Source organism: Mesorhizobium sp. B3-1-7, assembly GCF_006439385.1.
In the GTDB taxonomy this organism is placed as follows: domain Bacteria; phylum Pseudomonadota; class Alphaproteobacteria; order Rhizobiales; family Rhizobiaceae; genus Mesorhizobium.
This window is the reverse complement of the sequence record NZ_VFTL01000014.1, coordinates 22,755-41,059: the sequence shown is the minus strand read 5'-3', so window position 1 is coordinate 41,059 and position 18,305 is coordinate 22,755. Positions and strand designations below refer to the sequence as shown.

Annotated in this window: 13 protein-coding genes; 10 read left to right on the top strand and 3 right to left on the bottom strand. The window is 64.4% G+C overall.

Features of this window, described 5'->3' with window-relative positions:
• Positions 1 to 6: 6 nt before the first annotated feature.
• Positions 7 to 1,038, bottom strand: a complete 1,032-nt coding sequence (locus FJ417_RS13565; RefSeq protein ID WP_140783810.1) for a histone deacetylase family protein — start codon at positions 1,036 to 1,038, stop codon at positions 7 to 9.
• Between the two features lie 43 nt (positions 1,039 to 1,081).
• Complete coding sequence (locus tag FJ417_RS13560; RefSeq protein WP_140783809.1) at positions 1,082 to 1,735, bottom strand: TetR/AcrR family transcriptional regulator; 654 nt, start codon at positions 1,733 to 1,735, stop codon at positions 1,082 to 1,084.
• Between the two features lie 250 nt (positions 1,736 to 1,985).
• On the opposite strand from FJ417_RS13560, the gene FJ417_RS13555 reads away from it, so the two are divergent.
• The 8 genes from FJ417_RS13555 to FJ417_RS13520 all read left to right on the top strand — a co-directional run bounded on the left by FJ417_RS13555 (position 1,986) and on the right by FJ417_RS13520 (position 12,629).
• Complete coding sequence (locus tag FJ417_RS13555; RefSeq protein ID WP_140783808.1) at positions 1,986 to 3,653, top strand: amidohydrolase; 1,668 nt, start codon at positions 1,986 to 1,988, stop codon at positions 3,651 to 3,653.
• Positions 3,654 to 3,792: 139 nt separating this feature from the next.
• Entirely contained in the window at positions 3,793 to 4,893 is a 1,101-nt protein-coding gene (locus FJ417_RS13550; RefSeq protein ID WP_140648102.1) for an ABC transporter ATP-binding protein, read from the top strand.
• Entirely contained in the window at positions 4,893 to 5,840 is a 948-nt protein-coding gene (locus FJ417_RS13545; RefSeq protein ID WP_140653182.1) for an ABC transporter permease, read from the top strand. The genes FJ417_RS13550 and FJ417_RS13545 overlap by 1 nt, the downstream gene beginning before the upstream one ends.
• Positions 5,833 to 6,645: an ABC transporter permease gene (locus tag FJ417_RS13540; protein WP_140653184.1), complete on the top strand. Its 813-nt coding sequence runs from the start codon at positions 5,833 to 5,835 to the stop codon at positions 6,643 to 6,645. Before FJ417_RS13545 ends, FJ417_RS13540 begins: the two co-directional genes overlap by 8 nt.
• A gap of 44 nt (positions 6,646 to 6,689) precedes the next feature.
• Positions 6,690 to 7,718, top strand: a complete 1,029-nt coding sequence (locus FJ417_RS13535; protein WP_181167048.1) for an extracellular solute-binding protein — start codon at positions 6,690 to 6,692, stop codon at positions 7,716 to 7,718.
• A gap of 67 nt (positions 7,719 to 7,785) precedes the next feature.
• Positions 7,786 to 8,982, top strand: a complete 1,197-nt coding sequence (locus tag FJ417_RS13530) for a serine hydrolase (protein WP_140783807.1) — start codon at positions 7,786 to 7,788, stop codon at positions 8,980 to 8,982.
• Between the two features lie 28 nt (positions 8,983 to 9,010).
• The gene (locus tag FJ417_RS13525; RefSeq protein ID WP_140783806.1) at positions 9,011 to 10,189 is read left to right on the top strand and encodes a serine hydrolase; all 1,179 of its coding nucleotides are present in this window, start codon (positions 9,011 to 9,013) and stop codon (positions 10,187 to 10,189) included.
• A 121-nt stretch (positions 10,190 to 10,310) separates the two neighbouring features.
• Complete coding sequence (locus tag FJ417_RS13520) at positions 10,311 to 12,629, top strand: Tex family protein (protein ID WP_140783805.1); 2,319 nt, start codon at positions 10,311 to 10,313, stop codon at positions 12,627 to 12,629.
• Here FJ417_RS13520 and FJ417_RS13515 read toward each other — a convergent pair whose 3' ends face one another.
• Complete coding sequence (locus FJ417_RS13515; RefSeq protein ID WP_140783804.1) at positions 12,630 to 13,541, bottom strand: LysR family transcriptional regulator; 912 nt, start codon at positions 13,539 to 13,541, stop codon at positions 12,630 to 12,632. It lies immediately after the preceding gene.
• Between the two features lie 102 nt (positions 13,542 to 13,643).
• Between FJ417_RS13515 and FJ417_RS13510 the strand changes: the two genes are divergently transcribed.
• Complete coding sequence (locus tag FJ417_RS13510) at positions 13,644 to 14,840, top strand: acyl-CoA dehydrogenase (RefSeq protein WP_140783803.1); 1,197 nt, start codon at positions 13,644 to 13,646, stop codon at positions 14,838 to 14,840.
• A gap of 105 nt (positions 14,841 to 14,945) precedes the next feature.
• Positions 14,946 to 18,305 carry a transglutaminase family protein gene (locus FJ417_RS13505; RefSeq protein WP_140783802.1) on the top strand — a complete coding sequence of 1,120 codons (3,360 nt, stop codon included), beginning with the start codon at positions 14,946 to 14,948 and terminating at the stop codon, positions 18,303 to 18,305.

Below are 18,305 nucleotides of genomic sequence, written 5' to 3'. Positions count from 1 at the left end.
CACGCATTAGCGATCCTCGAAGCCGGTCAGCACGCCGACGGCGTTGATGCCGATCTCTTCGACGGCGTAGCCGCCCTCCATGACGAACAGCGTGGGCAGGCCGAGCCTGGCGATGCGGCGGCCGATCTTGGGATAGTCCTCGCTCTTCAGCTTGAACTGGCTGATCGGATCCTTCTCGAAAGTGTCGACGCCGAGCGAGACGATGACGACATCGGGGGCGTAGGCCGCGAGCCTGGCGCAGGCGTCCTCCAGCGACGCGCTCCAGTCGTCCCAGTTGGTGCCGAAGGGCATCGGGTAATTGACGTTGAAACCTTCGCCTTCGCCTTCGCCGCGCTCGTCGGCATGACCGAGGAAGAAGGGATACTCGACCATCGGGTCGCCATGCAGGTTGAGGACCTGGATGTCGCCGCGGCGGTAGAAGATCTCCTGCGTGCCGTTGCCGTGATGGTAGTCGACATCGAGGATCGAGACGCGTTTGGCGCCCTGGTCGCGATACCACTGGGCGACGACGGCGGCGTTGTTGATGAAGCAGTAGCCGCCCATGAAGGCGGCGCCGGCGTGATGGCCGGGCGGGCGGCAGAGCGCGAAGGCGGTGCGCTCGCCGCCCTTGACCAGTGCGGCGGCGGTCAGCGCGACGTCATAGGAGGACTTGATCGCCGCCCAGGTGCCTTCGACGAAGGTGGCGCCGGCGTCGAAGGAATAATAGCCGAGCAAGGCATCGACGCGCTTCGGCGGCACGTCGCCGCGCAGGCCGCGCGTCGGCCAGGTGAAGCCCATGGCCGAGCCCTTGAAGCCGGCGGCAACCCATTGCGGCCACACCGTCGGCAGGAAGTCGATGTAATGGGATTCATGCACGCGTTTGGCGGCGGCTAGGTCGTGCTCGGTAGGTCCGATGATCGGCCCGAGATTCTCGCTCTCCACCCGCGCCCTGATGAATTCGGCCCGCGACGGTTTCTCGAAACCCGGCACGATCGCCGATGTGACCAGTTCCATCTGGCCTGAATGGCCGGCATGAAGCGGCGAATAGACAGTTTTCATAGAAATTCCCCTGGAAGTGCGAAATCAGTTGGAGGTGCGAAATTCAGTCGAGATTGAGATGGGGGGTCACCAGAGCGAGCCACATGGCCTCCACATCGTCCTCGATGAGGTCGAATGTCCTGCGGTCCTTCTTCAGCCCGACAAGCCGGCAGACATGGCCGACTTCCATCATCAGCACGCCGAGCCGGCTGGCGATCTTGTCTTCGAGAGCCGGATTCACATGCTGCAGCCAGGCGGCGTAGAGGGCGATGATCTCCTTGTCATATTCGTCCTGGATCGGCCTCAGGTCGGCATTGCCGGATATGGCCTCGATCACCGGCATCAACGTGGCGTTGTCGAGATAGAGCCTGGACGTGTCGATGAAGAGCTTGCGCACTTCGCGCCGAAATTCGTCGCGGTCGGTTGGCCGGGGGACGTCGATGCGCTTCTGGATGACCTCAGGAAAAGACGACAGCCAGCGCCGGGCCAGGTCCAGAAGAATGGCCTCCTTGTTGGGAAAGTACTGATAAACCGAACCGACCGACAAGCCCGCGCGCTGCGCGATGGCGAGCGTCGTCGGCGTTCTGGTTCCTTGCTCGCGCGTCAGGATCAGCGCCGCGTCGAGAATCCTGTCGACCACCTTGCTTGACCGTTGCTGCCGCGGCTGCTTGCGCGGTTCGAGCGCTATCTTGGTCTTGCGGTCGAGACTGCGCTTCACTGCTCGTTGCCCCCGTTCCCCGCTCGGCCTCACCATCGGCGCGCGGTGCAGTCCACTATACATTCCAGATTCCGGCTGTTGACAAACGCGAATAAACAGTCGCATTCTTTATCCACGCTGTCTTCCACGATAACAAGGGGAATTTCGAAGACGGCGCATCGGCATCGGCTTTTGTTCACGGCGTCGCCCGGTGGAGCGGCGGCTCGTCGGACGTGGCGTTGTCGATCCCTCAGCAAAATGTGGAGTCGCGATGTCGGTTGCGGATGGTGGTGCGGATCTGGTGGTCGTCAACGGCCGAGTGCTGACCATGGACGATGACAATCCCGCCGCCGAGGCTGTTGCCGTCAAGGACGGCGTCATAATTGCCATCGGCGACCGCGCTTCCATCGAAGAGCTCAAGGGGCCGGCGACAAAGGTTGTCGACGCCCAGGGCGGCTCCGTCCTGCCAGGCTTCATCGAAGCGCATATGCATCTCTTCGGCGGCGCGGCCGAGCTCGATAACCTGCATCTGGCGGGCGTGCACGGCTTCGACGCGCTGCGCGATGCGATCCAGGATTTCGCCGCCAGGCGCCCGGACGCCAGGCTCCTGATCGGGGCCGGCGTCGACTACGCGATCCTGCCGGAGCCGGTGACGCGCCACGATCTCGACCGCATCATTCCCGACCGTCCCTTCGCCATGTCGGCTTCGGACCACCACACGATGTGGGCGAACACCAAGGCGCTGGAAGAGGCCGGGCTGCTGCAGGGCAGGCTGGTCGGACAGGGCAACGAGATCGTCATGGGCGCCGACGGACTTGCCGCGGGCGAGCTGCGCGAAGGCGAGGCCTTCGGGCCGCTCCTCGACCATTACGGGGCAAACCGGACGCGGCTTGGCCTCGAGGGCGCCGAGCCGGATCCTTATCCTTCGGCGAAGGAACTGGCGGCCGATCGCGACCTGATGCATCGCGGCCTTGAATGGTGCGCCAAGCATGGCATCACCTCGATCCAGAACATGGACGGCAATCTCTACCAGCTCGAGCTGCTGGCCGGGCTGGAAAAAGAGGGACGGCTGCTTTGCCGCACCAAGATCCCGTTCCACTTCAAGAATTTCATGAAGCTGGACATGCTGGAAAAAGCCTCGCGGATGGCCGCGAGCTACAATTCGGAATGGCTGTCGTCCGGCATGGTCAAGGTCTTCTATGACGGCGTGCTGGATTCCTGGACGGCGGTGATGGTCGACGACTATGCCGACCGTCCCGGATGGCGCGGCGAACCACTGTTTTCGCCGGAGCATTTCGCCGAAGTGGCGGTCGAGACCGACAGGCGCGGCCTGCAGATCGCCGTGCATTCGATCGGCGACGGCGCGGTGAGGGCGGTGCTCGACGGCTACCAGGCGGCGCTGAAGAAGAACGGCAGGCGCGACAGCCGCCATCGCATCGAGCATATCGAGGTGATCACGGCCTCCGACGTGCCGCGCTTCGCCGAACTCGGCGTTCTGGCGTCGATGCAGCCGGCGCATCCGCCGGGCGCGCTGAACTTCCCGATGGAGCCGACGATCTCGCGCATCGGCCGCGACAAGTGGGCGCTGAGCTATGCCTGGCGCACGCTGAAAAATGCCGGCGCGCGCGTCGTGTTCGCGTCCGACTGGCCGGTTTCGCCGGTCGATCCGATCCTGTCCATCCAGGCGGCAGTGATGCGCAAGCCTTGGGCAGAAGGCATGCCGGACCAGAGCTTCTCCTTGCAGGAAGCAATCGAGGGCTACACCGTCGAGGGCGCCTATGCGGAGTTCATGGAAGATCGCAAGGGTCGCCTCAAAACCGGATATCTCGCCGATATCGTCGTTTTGTCGGCTGATATCGAGGCGACCGCGCCGGAAGCGCTGCACACCGTGCGTCCGGTGACCACCATCTGCGGGGGCAAGATCACCTACCAAGCCTAACGATGGCATAGGAATTGCTTAATTGAATAGGGACTCGGATCGAGTCACTGCTCCGCAGTTGCCAAGCCGACCGGCTTGTGGTGACAATCAAACAGGAACACACCTGCCGACAAGAGCAGGCTCTCTCAATGGGGTAATCGTGCCGGAACAACCGGGTAAGAACGCGATTGAAGTTCGCGGTGTTCGCAAGGTCTTTGGCACCGGCGAAAACCAGGTAGCCGCTCTCGACACGGTGTCGGTGTCGATCCGCGAAAACGAGTTTTTCACTTTGCTCGGCCCGTCCGGATGCGGAAAGACGACGCTGCTGAGATTGATTGCCGGCTTCGATTTCCCGACCGCCGGCGAGATACTGCTGCACGGGCGCGACATCGCGCCGCTGCCGCCCTTCAAGCGCCCGGTCAACACTGTCTTCCAAAGCTACGCGCTCTTCCCGCACATGACGGTGGCGCAGAATATCGGCTTCGGGCTGGAAATGCTCGGCAAGCCGAAAGGAGAGACCGAAGCGCGCGTCGCCCAGATGCTGAAGCTGGTCAAGATGGAGGCGCTGAAGGCGCGCCGCACCAGCCAGATTTCGGGCGGCCAGCAGCAGCGCGTGGCGCTGGCCCGGGCGCTGGCGCCGCAGCCGAAGGTGCTTTTGCTCGACGAGCCGCTTTCTGCTCTGGACTACAAGCTGCGCAAGGAAATGCAGATCGAATTGAAGCGGCTGCAGAACGAAACCGGCATCACCTTCATCTTCGTCACCCATGACCAGGAAGAAGCGCTGACCATGTCCGACCGCATTGCGGTCATGTCGGCCGGCAAGATCCTGCAGGTCGGCACGCCGCGCGACATCTACGACCGGCCGGCCGAACGCTTCGTTGCCGACTTCATCGGCGAAACCAATTTCCTGCCTGGCACTGTGGTGTCGAAAAAGCCCGGCGTGGCGACGGTCAAGTTCGCCAGCAACGCGACGATCGCCGCGGGCTATCCGGAAGGCTTCGATCCGACCGGCGAGGTGACGCTGGTGGTGCGGCCCGAGCACGCCGACCTGGTACCCGATCCGGCCAAGGGCACGGTCGCCGGGACGCTCTCCAACATCGTCTATTTCGGCACCGACACGCATTATCATGTCAAGCTCGACGGCGGCGAGAACTTCATCGTGCGCCACCAGAACAGCCGCTCGGCGCCGGTCACCTACGAGACCGGCGCGAAGGTCGGCATCCAGTTCGAGGAGGACGCCGCCCGCGTCCTGAAAGACTGATGACGACAGCCACGCTCTCCCCGACCACGCTCTCCAACGCCGCGTTGTTCGAAGCCCAGGCGGTGAAAACCAGCGCGCGGCGCAACCGGCTGCTGTCGCTGCCAGCGCTGATCATCATCGGCATATTCGGCGTGCTGCCGCTCCTCATCATCTGCGTCTATTCGTTCCTGGTCGCCGCGCCCTATGGCGGCGTGCAGTGGCAGTTCTCGACCGATGCCTATCTGAACTTCCTGTTCCAACGGGACATTTTCGACGACACGCTGCAGTTCACGTCGGATTTCCTGATCATCTACCTGCGCTCCTTCCTGTTCGCGGTGGTGACGACGGTGATCTGCCTGCTGCTCGGTTTCCCGACCGCCTATTTCATGGCCACCCGGCCGCCGGCGCAGCGCAACTGGTGGGTGCTTCTGATCACCATCCCGTTCTGGTCGAACCTTCTGGTCCGCACGCTGGCGATCATGTTCATCATCCGCGACGAGGGCCTGATCAACAACGCGCTGCTGGCGCTCGGCGTGATCGATAAGCCGATCACGATGCTCTACACCAATTTCGCCATCCAGCTTGGCCTGCTCTACGCCTTCCTGCCGTTCATGGTGCTGCCGCTCTATTCGAGCCTGGAGAAACTCGACTTCCGGCTGATCGAAGCCGCGTATGATCTTTACGCGACGCGCCGGCAGGTGCTGTGGCGGGTGATCATCCCGATGTCGAAGCCCGGCATCATCGCCGGCTGCCTGCTCGTCTTCATCCCGGCGCTCGGCGCCTATGTGACGCCGCTGATCCTGGGCGGCGGCGTGCACCTGATGATCGGCGATCTCATCGCGCAGCAATTCGGCTCGGGGCGCAACTGGCCGCTCGGCTGCGCGCAGGCGCTGATCCTGATGGCGGCGGTGCTGGTCGCGCTGTTCTTCTATGTCCGCAACACGTCGGGGAAAGTGCAGCATGGCTGAGCCCCGCGTCATGGACATCAAGGACCAGCCGGGCTTCCGCTCGATCGCCATCATCTGCCTGCTGGTGCTCTACGTGCCGGTGCTGATCCTGATGATCTTCTCGTTCAACAGCGGCTCGCTGGTCACGCATTGGGAAGGCGTCACGCTCAACTGGTACGGCAGCGCGCTGCGCAACGAGGAGTTCCACAGCGCGGCGCGCAACACGCTGATCATCTCGGTGACCGCGACGATCGTTTCGACGATCTGCGCGACGCTTGCAGCCATCGGCATGACGCGGGTGAAACCGTGGCGCGGCTTGGCGGCCGCTTTCATGGTCATCAACCTGCCGCTGATGGTGCCGGAGATCATCACGGCGGTGGCGACGCTTTCCTTCTTCGCGTTGATCGCCGGCACGCTCGGGCTCAATTTCGGCATCGGCAATCTGATCCTCGCCCACACCGTGTTCTGCATCCCCTTCGCCTATATGCCGATCAGGGCGCGGCTGGAGGACATGGACCTGACGCTGGAATATGCGGCGGCGGACCTCTATGCGACGCCGTGGAATGCGTTCAGGCGCATCACGCTACCGCTGCTGGTCCCCGGCATCATGTCGGGCGCGGCACTTGCCTTCATCGTTTCCTTCGACGATTTCACCATCACGCAGCTCGTCGCCGGCCCCGGCCAGACGACGCTGCCCCTCTATATCTGGAACCAGATCCGACGACCGATGACGCCCGAGATCAACGCCATCTCCACCATCCTGCTCCTGGTGTCGATCCTGTTCGTCTCGGTCTCGTTCCTGATCGCGCGACGGCGCGCAAAATGACCACGGGCTCCAACACAACAATGGGAAGGCAAGGAGAACATAAAATGTCTGCAAAACTGATGGCGGCCGTTTCCGCGGCCGTTCTGCTATCGGCAGTGCCAGCGCTCGCCGACGGCGAACTGCATATCTACAACTGGGGCGACTACACCAACCCGAAGCTGATCGAAAAGTTCGAGAAGCAGTACAATGTCAAGGTGACGCTGGACGACTACGATTCCAACGAAACCATGCTGTCCAAGGTGCGTGCCGGCAATTCCGGTTACGACATCGTCGTGCCGTCGGACTACACCGTGAAGATCATGGTCGAAGAGGGCCTGCTCGAAAAGACCGAGCCCAACGCGATGCCGAACGGCAAGAACATCGATCCGCGCTTCGTCGACGTCTATTGGGACTCCGGCCGGCACTACACCGCGCCGTGGCAGTTCGGCACGACGGCGTTCTCGGTCAACATGGACAAGTTCAAGGGCGACATCAATACGCTGGCGATCCTGTTCAACCCGCCGGACGAGCTCAAGGGCCAGATCAATGTGCTCGACGACGTCAACACCGTCATGCACGCGGCCGAGCGCTATGCCGGCGTGCCGCGCTGCGGCGCCGACAAGGCCAACCTGAAGAAGGTCAACGACATACTGATGGCCGCCAAGCCGTCGTGGAAGACCTTCAGCTATGATACCATCACCAAGATCACCTCCGGCGACGTCATCGTGTCGGAGCAGTGGAACGGCGCCAGCTACCGCTCGCGCCAGAAGATACCGGCGATCAAGTACGCCTATCCGAAGGAAGGCATCGAAGGCTGGATGGACAATGTCGCGGTGCTGAAGGGCGCCAAGAACCTCGACAACGCCAAGCTGTTCCAGGACTTCGTCATGGCGCCCGAAAACGCGGCGTTGATCTCGGAGTTCGCCGGCTACGACAATGGCATCGCCGGCAGCCACAAATTCCTGCCTACGGAATTCGCCAACTCGCCGGAAATCAGCCCTCCGGCCGGCTCGCCGACGCCGGAATTCGTGCCGCCGTGCTCGCCGGACGTGGTGGAGATCTACAACAAGATCTGGACCAACCTGCGCAAATAATTTTGCCGGAACGCATGAAGGAGGGGAGGCTCCGGCCTCCCTTTCTTGTGTCTGCCGGGAGGACACTATGACGTCTTATCGCAACTCCGAGCCGCGGCCGCCGATCATGCATGGCTCGCCGCCGAAGCTGGTGCCGCCGAAGCTCGATTGGGACCGGCCGCCGTGGAACCGCTGGGCCTTCCAGCACATCCGCGAATTCCTGCCGACGGTCGAGGTCTGGCGCGGCAGCGGCCATCGCCATCGCCTCGAGCGCGCGGAGGTGGATCTCGACGACCTGCCGGTGGGCGACAGCAACGGAGCGCCGACGACGCTCGCCGGCTTGCTCGACGAAACCTATGCCGACGGTTTCCTGGTGCTGAAGGACGGCAAGATCGCCTATGAGCGCTATTTCAACGGCATGGACGAGCGCACGCTGCATCTGTCGCAATCGATGGCGAAGTCGGTCACCGGCGCGGTGTGCGGCATCCTGGTCGGGCGCGGCCTGATCGATCCGGGCAAGCTGGTCACCGATTATCTGCCGGAACTCGGCGAGACCGGCTGGGGCGGCGCCACCGTGCAGCACGTGCTCGACATGACGACGGGCGTGCGCTTTTCCGAGGAATACACCGACCGATATTCCGAGATCGGCCAGGTCGATGTCGCGACCGGCTGGAAGCCGATCCCGCCGGGCAGCGATCCGGACTTCGCGTGGCCGTCGCACCTGTTCGAGCTGATCCTGCGGCTGAAGGGCAGAGTGCGCCCGCATGGCGAGGCCTTCGAATACCGTTCGATCGAGACCGACGTGCTCGCCTTCATCATGGAACGGGTGAGCGGCAAGCGCCTGGCGCAGCTCGTCTCGGAAGAACTCTGGCAGAAGCTCGGCGCCGACGAGAGCGCCTGCTTCACCGTCGACAGCGCCGGCTACGCGCTGGCCGATGGCGGCTTCAACGCGACGCTGCGCGACTATGGCCGCTTCGGACAACTGATCCTCGACAATGGCGGCGGCGTGATCCCGGCCGAGTGGATCGAGACGACGCGCATCGGCAAGCATGGGCCGAATTTCAGCCCGAGCCTGCCGGACGGCAGCTACCGCAACCAGTTCTGGATCGAGGATTCGCGCTCGCGCTCGCTGATGTGCCGCGGCGTGTTCGGCCAATTGATCCATATGAGCTGGGAACACAGGATGGTCGTGGTGAAGCTTTCGACCTATCCGGATTTCGTCAACTCCGCCTATTCGGTGGCGACGCAGAAGGCGGTGCACGCCATCGCCGCCGCTCTGGCCTGAAACCGCAAGTAAAATCCGGGAGAGTGTCATGACCGGCAAGACCGCGTTCGAGGCCCAGTACGGCTTTGCCCGCAAGGATGTGCGGCTCGAAACCTGGCGGCTGGCACCGTTCAACCGATGGTCCTTCCAGAATGTCGGCGAACTGGTGCCAAGCGCGCATGTCGCGGCGGCGCCCCGCGGCGAGGAGCAGGCGAAATCGCTCGGCGCATTGCTTGAGGAAAAGATACCGCTCGCCGGCGGCAGCGAAACCGTCGAGAGCTTCCTGAAGCGTTCCGACACGGACGGGCTGACGATCCTCAAGGCGGGCAAGCTGGTCGGCGACTGGTCGGCGCCGCATATGCCGTTCGGAGCCCGCCACATCATCTTTTCGATCAGCAAGTCGGTGACGGCGATCCTGGCGGGCATATTGGAGGGCGAAGGAGTGTTCGACCCCAGCGCGCCGGTTACAGAATACATTCCCGAAGCCAGGGGCTCGGCCTATGGCGATGCCAGCGCGCGCAACGTGCTCGACATGACGGTCAGCCTCGATTTCGAGGAAGCCTATCTCGATCCGGAGAGCGCTTTCGCCCGCTACCGCCGCTCGACGTTGTGGAACCCCGGCGGCGGGTCGGAGAGCCTCGCGGCGTTCCTGATGACGATCCAGCGCCTTGCCGAGCCGCACGGGCAGACCTATCGCTACCGCTCACCCAATTCCGATGTGCTCGGCATCCTGGTCGAGCGCGCTTCCGGCATGCGCGTCAGCCAATTGCTCAGCGAAAAACTGTGGCAGCCGCTCGGTGCCGCAAGCGAAATGTCGGTGACGGTCGACATGGAAGGCACGGCGCGCACCGCCGGCGGCATGTCGATGACGCCGCGCGACCTTGCCCGTATCGGCGAGATGATGCGGCAGGGCGGCACGGTGAACGGCCGCCGCATCGTCCCGGAAGCCTGGGTGCGCGACACGGTCGCCACCGGCGGCAGCCATGAAGCCTGGCAGCGCGGCACGATGGCGTTCCTGTTCCCGAAGGGGCGCTACCGCAACAAATGGTACCAGACCGGCAATGACAGCGGCGCCTTCTGCGGCATCGGCATCCACGGCCAGTGGCTCTACGTCAATCCGAAGGCGGAAGTGGTCATCGCCAAGATGTCGTCGCAGCCGGAGCCAGTGGACGACAAGCTGGACGAGGACATTGTGGCATTCCTCGCGGCGTTGAGCCGAATAGCTTGATCCGGCCTGGCGGCCGGGCTCAGCGTCTTTCCTGTGGACCTTCCTTGCTGGATGAAGCCGGCGCGGTTGGCGCGGCCGGCATCCCGGCCTATGGTCGCCGCTCTTTTCTGCAGGAACCAGCATGGCATCGGACATCAAGCGCATCGCAGCAATCATCGCGGCCGAGATCGGCGCGCGGCCGGAGCAGGCCGCGGCGGCAATCGGGCTGCTCGACGAGGGCGCGACGGTGCCGTTCGTGGCGCGTTACCGCAAGGAGGTCACCGGCGGGCTCGACGACACCCAATTGCGCGACCTTTCCGAGCGGCTCGGCTATCTGCGCGAGCTCGACGCACGGCGCGAGACGATCGTCAGCTCGATCCGAGAGCAGGGCAAGCTGACCGAGGAGCTGGAAGCCAAGATCGCCGCGGCCGCCACAAAGGCGGAGCTCGAGGACATCTATCTGCCCTATAAGCCGAAGCGGCGCACCAAGGCTGAAATCGCCAAGGAGCGTGGGCTTGGGCCGCTCGCCGAGGCGATCCTGGCCGACCGTTCGGCGGTGCCGGCCGAGCTTGCGCTCGCCTATGTCACGGACGAGGTGGCCGACGCCAAGGCGGCGCTCGAAGGCGCGCGCGACATCCTGTCGGAGCAGTTCGCCGAAAATGCCGATCTGGTCGGCAAGCTGCGCGCCTATATGAAGGAACGCGCCTTCCTGCGCGCAAAAGTCGTCGACGGCAAGCAGGAAGCGGGCGCTAAATTCTCCGACTATTTCGACCATGTCGAGCGCTGGGCGAATGTGCCAAGCCACCGCGCCCTGGCGATGCTGCGCGGTCGCAACGAGGAAGTGCTGTCGCTCGACATCGAGGTCGATGCCGACGATCAATCGCCGGTCAAGCCGGTCGAGCGCATGATCGCCAATGCCTATGCGATCGGCGGCAGCCGGCCCGGCGACAAATGGCTGATGGACGTGGCCGGCTGGACATGGCGGATAAAACTGTCGCTGCATCTGACGCTCGATCTGATGCGCGACCTGCGCGAGCGGGCCGAGGAAGAGGCGATCCATGTCTTTGCCCGCAACCTGAAGGACCTGCTGCTGGCCGCGCCCGCCGGCTCGCGGCCGACCATGGGGCTCGACCCAGGCATCCGCACCGGGGTCAAGGTGGCGGTTGTCGACGGCACCGGCAAGCTGGTGGCGACAACGACTGTCTATCCGTTCCCGCCGAAGAACGACGTGCGCGGCACGCAGGCCGAACTTGCCGCCCTCATCCGCCAGCACAAGGTGGAGCTGATCTCGATCGGCAACGGCACCGGCAGCCGCGAGACCGAAAAGCTGGTTGCCGACATGCTGGCGGACCTGCCGGCCGGTGCCGGACCGAAGCCGCTCAAGGTCATCGTCAGCGAGGCCGGCGCCTCGGTCTATTCCGCTTCGGCCACGGCAGCGGCGGAATTCCCGGGCCTGGATGTCTCGCTGCGCGGCGCGGTGTCCATCGCCAGGCGCCTGCAGGATCCGTTGGCCGAGTTGGTCAAGATCGAGCCGAAGTCGATCGGCGTCGGCCAATATCAGCACGATGTCGACCAATACCGGCTCGGCCGTTCCCTGGAAGCGGTGGTCGAGGACGCGGTGAACGCCGTCGGCGTCGACCTCAATACGGCGTCGGCGCCGCTGCTGGCACGCGTTTCAGGCCTTGGCCCATCGCTTGCTGAAGCGATCGTCGCGCATCGCGACACGACCGGGCCGTTTGCCAACCGCAAGGACCTGCTCAAGGTGGCGCGGCTCGGACCTCGCGCGTTCGAACAATCCGCCGGCTTCCTGCGTATTGCCAATGGCAGCGAGCCGCTCGACGCCTCGTCGGTTCACCCGGAAGCCTATGGGGTTGCCAAGAAGATCGTTGCCGCCTGCGGCCGCGACGTGCGCGCCCTGATGGGCGACAGCGCAGCGCTCAAGGCGCTCGACCCGCGCGTCTTCGTCGACGAGCGCTTCGGCTTGCCGACGGTGCGCGATATCATCGCCGAGCTGGAAAAACCCGGACGCGACCCGCGCCCAGGCTTCAAGACCGCGACCTTCGCGGAAGGCGTCGACGACATCAAGGATTTGAAGCCCGGCATGCTGCTGGAAGGCACCGTCACCAATGTCGCGGCCTTCGGCGCCTTCGTCGACATCGGCGTGCACCAGGACGGTCTGGTGCACGTCTCGCAATTGGCCGACCGTTTCATCAAGGACGCGCATGAGGTGGTCAAGGCTGGCGACGTGGTGAAAGTGCGCGTCGTCGATGTCGACATCAAGCGCAAGCGCATCGCGCTATCGATGCGCAAGGATGGGGGCGAGGGCGGAGCGCCGAGAGGCCCACGCGACAATGGCGGCGGCAAATCGCCACCGCGTTCGCCGGTGCCGCAGCGGCAGCCGGAACGGCCGGCGCAGGGCGCGTTCGGCGCGGCATTGGCCGAGGCGATGAAGCGCAAGTAGCTACCACGCCAGGACAGCCGGCTCCTTGCCGATCTGACCCAACAGCCAGTCGCGAAAGCTGGCGACCGGCGGATAGCCGCGCTTGTCGTGCGGCACGACGAGATAATAGGCGCTGCGGCTTTGCATCGGCCGGCCTGGCGCTGGCACCAGCTGGCCGCGCTGCAGTTCGCCGGCGATCAGGATTTCCGGCAACAGCGCGACGCCGAGCCCGGCCATGCAGGCTTGGGCGACGGTGCCGAACTGCTCGAACTGCATGCCGGGACCGGTCGGCGCCTCGAGCCCCTCATGCTCGAACCATTCGCTCCAGGCGCCGGGGCGCGTTGCCATATGCAGCAGCGGCGTGCGGCCGATATCGGCCGGCTTGGCGATGGCGCGGCTGGCCAGGAATTCGGGCGAAACCACAGGCATCACGGTTTCGCGCACCAAAAGCGTGCAGTCTGCCTCCGGCCAGTCCGGCATGCCGTGATGAATCGCGGCGTCCAAGCGTTCGCGGGCGAAATCGAACCGTCCGATGCGGGTGGCGAAGTTGATGATGATGTCCGGGTGGCGGGCGACGAAATCCGGGATCAGCGGCATCAGCCAGCGCGTGCCGAAGGTTGGCAGGATCGCAACATTGAGGACACCGCTATGCCGATTGCTCATCAATCCAAGTGCTGCGTCGCGCAACTGGCCAAGCGCCGAGCGCACCGCTTCGGCATAGATCTCGCCCGCGGCCGATAGCCGGACATTGCGGCTGTCGCGTTCGAAAAGCCGACGGCCGAACTGCTCTTCCAACAAGCTGATCTGCCGGCTGATGGCACCTTGCGTCAGATCGAGTTCGCGGGCGGCTGCGGTGAAGGAGCCAAGACGCGCCACTGCCTCGAAGGCGGCAAGAGCGGCGGTATTGGGTAGAAGGCGGCGCTGGACACTCATGATCTATTACTAACGCTCATTGATCCGTGATGCAATTTTGTTTGATTTTTCGCTGGCACGGGCGGATAAGCCGGGCACATCAAAAAATACCGGGAGCGAGTCATGGCCGCCGAGAAGAATGCCTTCGTGTGGAACGATCCTTTCCTCATCGAGGACCAGCTTTCCGAGGACGAGCGCATGGTGCGCGACGGCGCTGCCGCCTTCGCCGCCGACAAGCTGGCGCCGCGCATCGAGGAAGCCTATGCCGACGAGAAGACCGATCCGTCGATCTTCCGCGAGATGGGCGAGGCGGGCCTGCTCGGCATCACCATTCCGGAAGAGTATGGCGGGCTTGGCGCCGGATACGTGACCTACGGATTGGTCGCGCGGGAAGTTGAACGCGTCGACTCGGGTTATCGCTCGATGATGAGCGTGCAGTCCTCGCTGGTCATGTATCCGATCCATGCCTATGGCTCGGAAGCGCAGCGCAAGAAATACCTGCCGAAGCTAGCGTCGGGCGAGTGGATCGGCTGCTTCGGCCTCACCGAGCCGGATGCCGGCTCCGATCCGGGCGGCATGAAGACGCGCGCCGAGAAGACCGCGAATGGCTACAGGCTCTCCGGCTCCAAGATGTGGATATCCAACGCGCCGATCGCCGACGTGTTCGTCGTCTGGGCGAAGCTGAAGGGCGATAACGGCAAGGACGAGATCCGCGGCTTCGTGTTGGAAAAGGGCCTGAAAGGGCTTTCCGCGCCGAAGATCGGCGGCAAGCTCAGCCTCCGCGCCTCGATCACCGGCGAAGTGGTGATGGAAGGCGTCGAGGTCGGCGAGGAAGCGCTGCTGCCCAACGCCAAGGGCCTCGGCGGTCCGTTCGGCTGCCTCAACCGGGCACGCTACGGCATCTCCTGGGGCGCGATGGGCGCCGCCGAGGATTGCTGGCACCGGGCGCGGCAATACGGCCTCGACAGAAAACAGTTCGGCAAGCCGCTTGCCGGCACGCAGCTGTTCCAGAAGAAACTCGCCGATATGCAGACCGAGATCGCGCTCGGCCTGCAGGGCTCGTTGCGCGTCGGCCGGCTGATGGACGAAGGCAAGATGGCGCCGGAGATGATCTCGATCGTCAAGCGCAACAATTGCGGCAAGGCGCTCGATATCGCCCGTCAGGCGCGCGACATGCATGGCGGCAACGGCATCCAGATCGGCTACCATGTGATGCGCCACGCGCAGAACCTGGAGACGGTCAATACCTATGAGGGCACGCATGACGTGCATGCGCTGATCCTCGGAAGGGCGCAGACGGGTATCCAGGCGTTTTTCTAAGCTGGCAACGCTGCTTAAATTAGGTGCAGCGCAACATCTCTGCTTGGAGAATGGCCAGCATTTATGCCAGGGTTCGGCGACTGAAACGCCGAGCTCCGGGGCACCATGGCAATTCTGGCAGCCGTCCATCACCTGACCCATTACAAATATGACCGGCCGGTGGTGCTCGGTCCCCAGGTGATCAGGCTGCAGCCGGCGCCGCATTCGCGCACCAAGGTGCTCAGCCATTCGCTGAAGGTCGAGCCGGCAAACCACTTCGTCAACTTGCAGCAGGATCCCTACGGCAACTTCCTCGCCCGCTTCGTCTTTCCGGAGCCGGTGACGGAACTGAAGATCGAGGTCGACCTCGTCGCCGACATGACGGTCTACAATCCGTTCGACTTCTTCGTCGAGGAGAGCGCCGAGACCTTTCCGTTCGATTATCCGGAAGAGATCAGGGAAGACCTCGCCATCTACCGGAAACCGGAGCCGACCGGGCCGCTGTTGTCGGCATTCCTTCGGACAATCGACCGCAGCCCGGCAAACACCGTCAATTTCCTCGTCGACCTCAATGCAAGGCTGCAGCGCGAGGTCGCCTATATCGTGCGCATGGAGACGGGTGTTTATTCGCCCGAGGAGACGTTGGCCGCCGGCAAGGGCTCGTGCCGGGATTCGAGCTGGCTCCTGGTGCAGATACTGCGCAATCTGGGCGTCGCCGCGCGCTTCGTCTCCGGCTATCTGATCCAGTTGAAGCCCGATCTCGTCTCGCTCGACGGACCGCCGGGAACCGCTGTCGACTTCACCGACCTGCATGCCTGGTGCGAGGTTTATATTCCGGGCGCCGGCTGGATCGGTTTCGACCCGACTTCCGGCCTGCTCACCGGAGAAAGCCATGTGCCGCTCGCCGCAACGCCGCATTTTCGCAACGCCGCGCCGATTTCCGGCATGGCGAGCTTCGCCAATGTCGAATTCGGCTTCGACATGCGCGTCGACCGCATCGCCGAGCATCCGCGCATCACCAAGCCATTCTCGGACGAAAGCTGGCAGGCGCTCGATCGATTGGGCGAAAAGGTTGACGCGGTGCTGAAAGACGGCGACGTGCGGCTCACCATGGGCGGCGAGCCGACCTTCGTGTCGATCGACGATTTCGAATCCGCGGAATGGAACACGGCGGCCGTCGGTCCATCCAAACGCGACAAGGCGGACCAGCTCATCCGCCGGCTGCGCGAGCGCTTCGCGCCGGGCGGCTTCCTGCATTACGGCCAGGGCAAGTGGTATCCGGGCGAGAGCCTGCCGCGCTGGACCTTCTCGCTCTACTGGCGCGCCGACGGTGAGCCGGTATGGAGCGACCCGTCGCTGATCGCACGCGAAAAGAGTGACGCGAAGGTCGGGCCGCAGCAGGCCGAGAGCCTGCTCAAGGCGATCGCCGGCGAGCTCGGCATCGACAGGGCGATGGTCAGCGAGGCCTATGAGGATCCTGGCGAATGGCTGCTCAAGGAAGGCAAGCTGCCGGACAATGTCGATCCGTCCAATTCCAAGCTGGAAGACCCGGAAGAGCGCAGCCGCATGGCGCGCGTCTTCGAGCGCGGGCTGACCAAGCCGTCGGGCTACGTGCTGCCGGTGCAGCGCTGGAACAGCCAGGCCGCCGGACAGCGCTGGCGCTCGGAGAAATGGAAGACGCGGCGCGGCCGCCTGTTCCTGGTGCCGGGCGATTCCCCGGTCGGCTACCGCCTGCCGCTCGGCACGCTGCCTTACGTGCCGCCGGCGCAGTTCCCCTATATTGTGCCGGTCGATCCGTCGCTGCCGCGTGGGCCGCTGCCGGCGCGCGAGGCTATCTTGCCGGGGGCCGCCACGGCGGAGCCTGAAGGCGCCGACGAAATGGCGCGCCGCCAGCAGGCCGTGTCCTTCACCGCCGCGACCGGCCAGCAGGATCGCGTCGAGCAGGAGATCACGGAGATCGGTGGCGCGGTGCGCACCGCGCTTTCGGTCGAGCCACGCGACGGGCGGCTGTGCGTGTTCATGCCGCCGGTCGAGGCGCTGGAAGACTATCTCGAACTGGTGGCGGCGGCCGAGAACGCGGCCAAGACCATCGGCCTGCCGGTGCATATCGAGGGTTACGCCCCGCCGCAGGATCCGCGCCTCAACGTCATCCGCGTCGCGCCCGACCCGGGCGTCATCGAGGTCAACATCCACCCAGCCGCCAACTGGCGGGATTGCGTGGCGACGACCACGGCAATCTATGAGGAGGCGCGGCAGTCGCGGCTCGGCACCGACAAGTTCATGATCGACGGACGCCACACCGGCACCGGCGGCGGCAACCATGTCGTGGTTGGCGGCGCGACGCCGAACGACAGCCCGTTCCTGCGCCGGCCGGACCTGTTGAAGAGCCTGGTGCTGCAATGGCAGCGGCACCCGTCCCTGTCCTACCTGTTTTCCGGCCTGTTCATCGGCCCGACCAGCCAGGCGCCGCGCATCGACGAAGCGCGGCACGATTCACTTTATGAGCTGGAAATCGCGTTGGCGCAGGTGCCGTATCCCGACAAGGGCGCGGCGCCTTTGCCGTGGCTGGTCGACCGGCTGTTCCGCAACCTTTTGACCGATGTCACCGGCAACACGCATCGTTCGGAAATCTGCATCGACAAATTGTTCTCGCCGGATGGGCCTACCGGGCGGCTGGGGCTGGTCGAGTTCCGCGGTTTTGAGATGCCGCCCAATGCGCGCATGTCGCTCGCGCAGCAATTGCTGGTCCGCGCCATCATCGCGCGCGCCTGGAAGAACCCGCTCGACGGCCGTTTCGCGCGCTGGGGCACCTCGCTGCACGACCGCTTCATGCTGCCGCATCATGTCTGGGCGGATTTCCTCGACGTGCTGGAGGATTTGAAGCTGAACGGCTTCGACTTCCGCCCCGAATGGTTCGCGGCCCAGCTCGAATTCCGCTTCCCGTTCTGCGGCGAGGTAAGCCAAGCCGGCGTCAAGCTGGAATTGCGGCAGGCGCTGGAGCCCTGGCACGTGATGGGCGAGCAGGGCGCCATCGGCGGCACTGTCCGGTTTGTCGACTCCTCGGTCGAGCGACTGCAGGTGCGGACCGAAGGCCTCAATCCGGAGCGCCACGCCATCGTCTGCAACGGCCGCATCGTGCCGATGAAAGTCACAGACAACCGCGAGGCCGCGGTGGCTGGCGTGCGCTTCAAGGCCTGGCAGCCGGCCTCCGGCCTGCATCCGGCGCTGCCGGTCAACACGCCGCTGGTCTTCGACATCTATGATCGCTGGTCAGGCCGCGCGGTCGGCGGCTGTGTCTACCATGTCGCGCATCCGGGCGGGCGCAGCTATGACACCTTCCCGGTCAACGGCAACGAGGCCGAAGCGCGGCGGCTTGCCCGATTCGAACCGCGCGGTCATACGCCGGGCGGTTATGTGCTGCGTAACGAAGAAGCTTCTGAAGAGTTTCCCATGACCCTTGACCTCAGGCGGCCGGCGAGATTCTGA

Excerpts from the sequence above, each read along its gene's own strand:
- FJ417_RS13520 (WP_140783805.1), top strand. The coding sequence starts at position 10,311 with ATGGCATCGGACATCAAGCGCATCGCAGCAATCATCGCGGCCGAGATC.
- FJ417_RS13530 (WP_140783807.1), top strand. The coding sequence starts at position 7,786 with ATGACGTCTTATCGCAACTCCGAGCCGCGGCCGCCGATCATGCATGGC.
- FJ417_RS13505 (WP_140783802.1), top strand. The coding sequence starts at position 14,946 with ATGGCAATTCTGGCAGCCGTCCATCACCTGACCCATTACAAATATGAC.
- FJ417_RS13515 (WP_140783804.1), bottom strand. The coding sequence starts at position 13,541 with ATGAGTGTCCAGCGCCGCCTTCTACCCAATACCGCCGCTCTTGCCGCC.
- FJ417_RS13565 (WP_140783810.1), bottom strand. The coding sequence starts at position 1,038 with ATGAAAACTGTCTATTCGCCGCTTCATGCCGGCCATTCAGGCCAGATG.
- FJ417_RS13545 (WP_140653182.1), top strand. The coding sequence starts at position 4,893 with ATGACGACAGCCACGCTCTCCCCGACCACGCTCTCCAACGCCGCGTTG.
- FJ417_RS13510 (WP_140783803.1), top strand. The coding sequence starts at position 13,644 with ATGGCCGCCGAGAAGAATGCCTTCGTGTGGAACGATCCTTTCCTCATC.
- FJ417_RS13555 (WP_140783808.1), top strand. The coding sequence starts at position 1,986 with ATGTCGGTTGCGGATGGTGGTGCGGATCTGGTGGTCGTCAACGGCCGA.
- FJ417_RS13535 (WP_181167048.1), top strand. The coding sequence starts at position 6,690 with ATGTCTGCAAAACTGATGGCGGCCGTTTCCGCGGCCGTTCTGCTATCG.
- FJ417_RS13525 (WP_140783806.1), top strand. The coding sequence starts at position 9,011 with ATGACCGGCAAGACCGCGTTCGAGGCCCAGTACGGCTTTGCCCGCAAG.
- FJ417_RS13540 (WP_140653184.1), top strand. The coding sequence starts at position 5,833 with ATGGCTGAGCCCCGCGTCATGGACATCAAGGACCAGCCGGGCTTCCGC.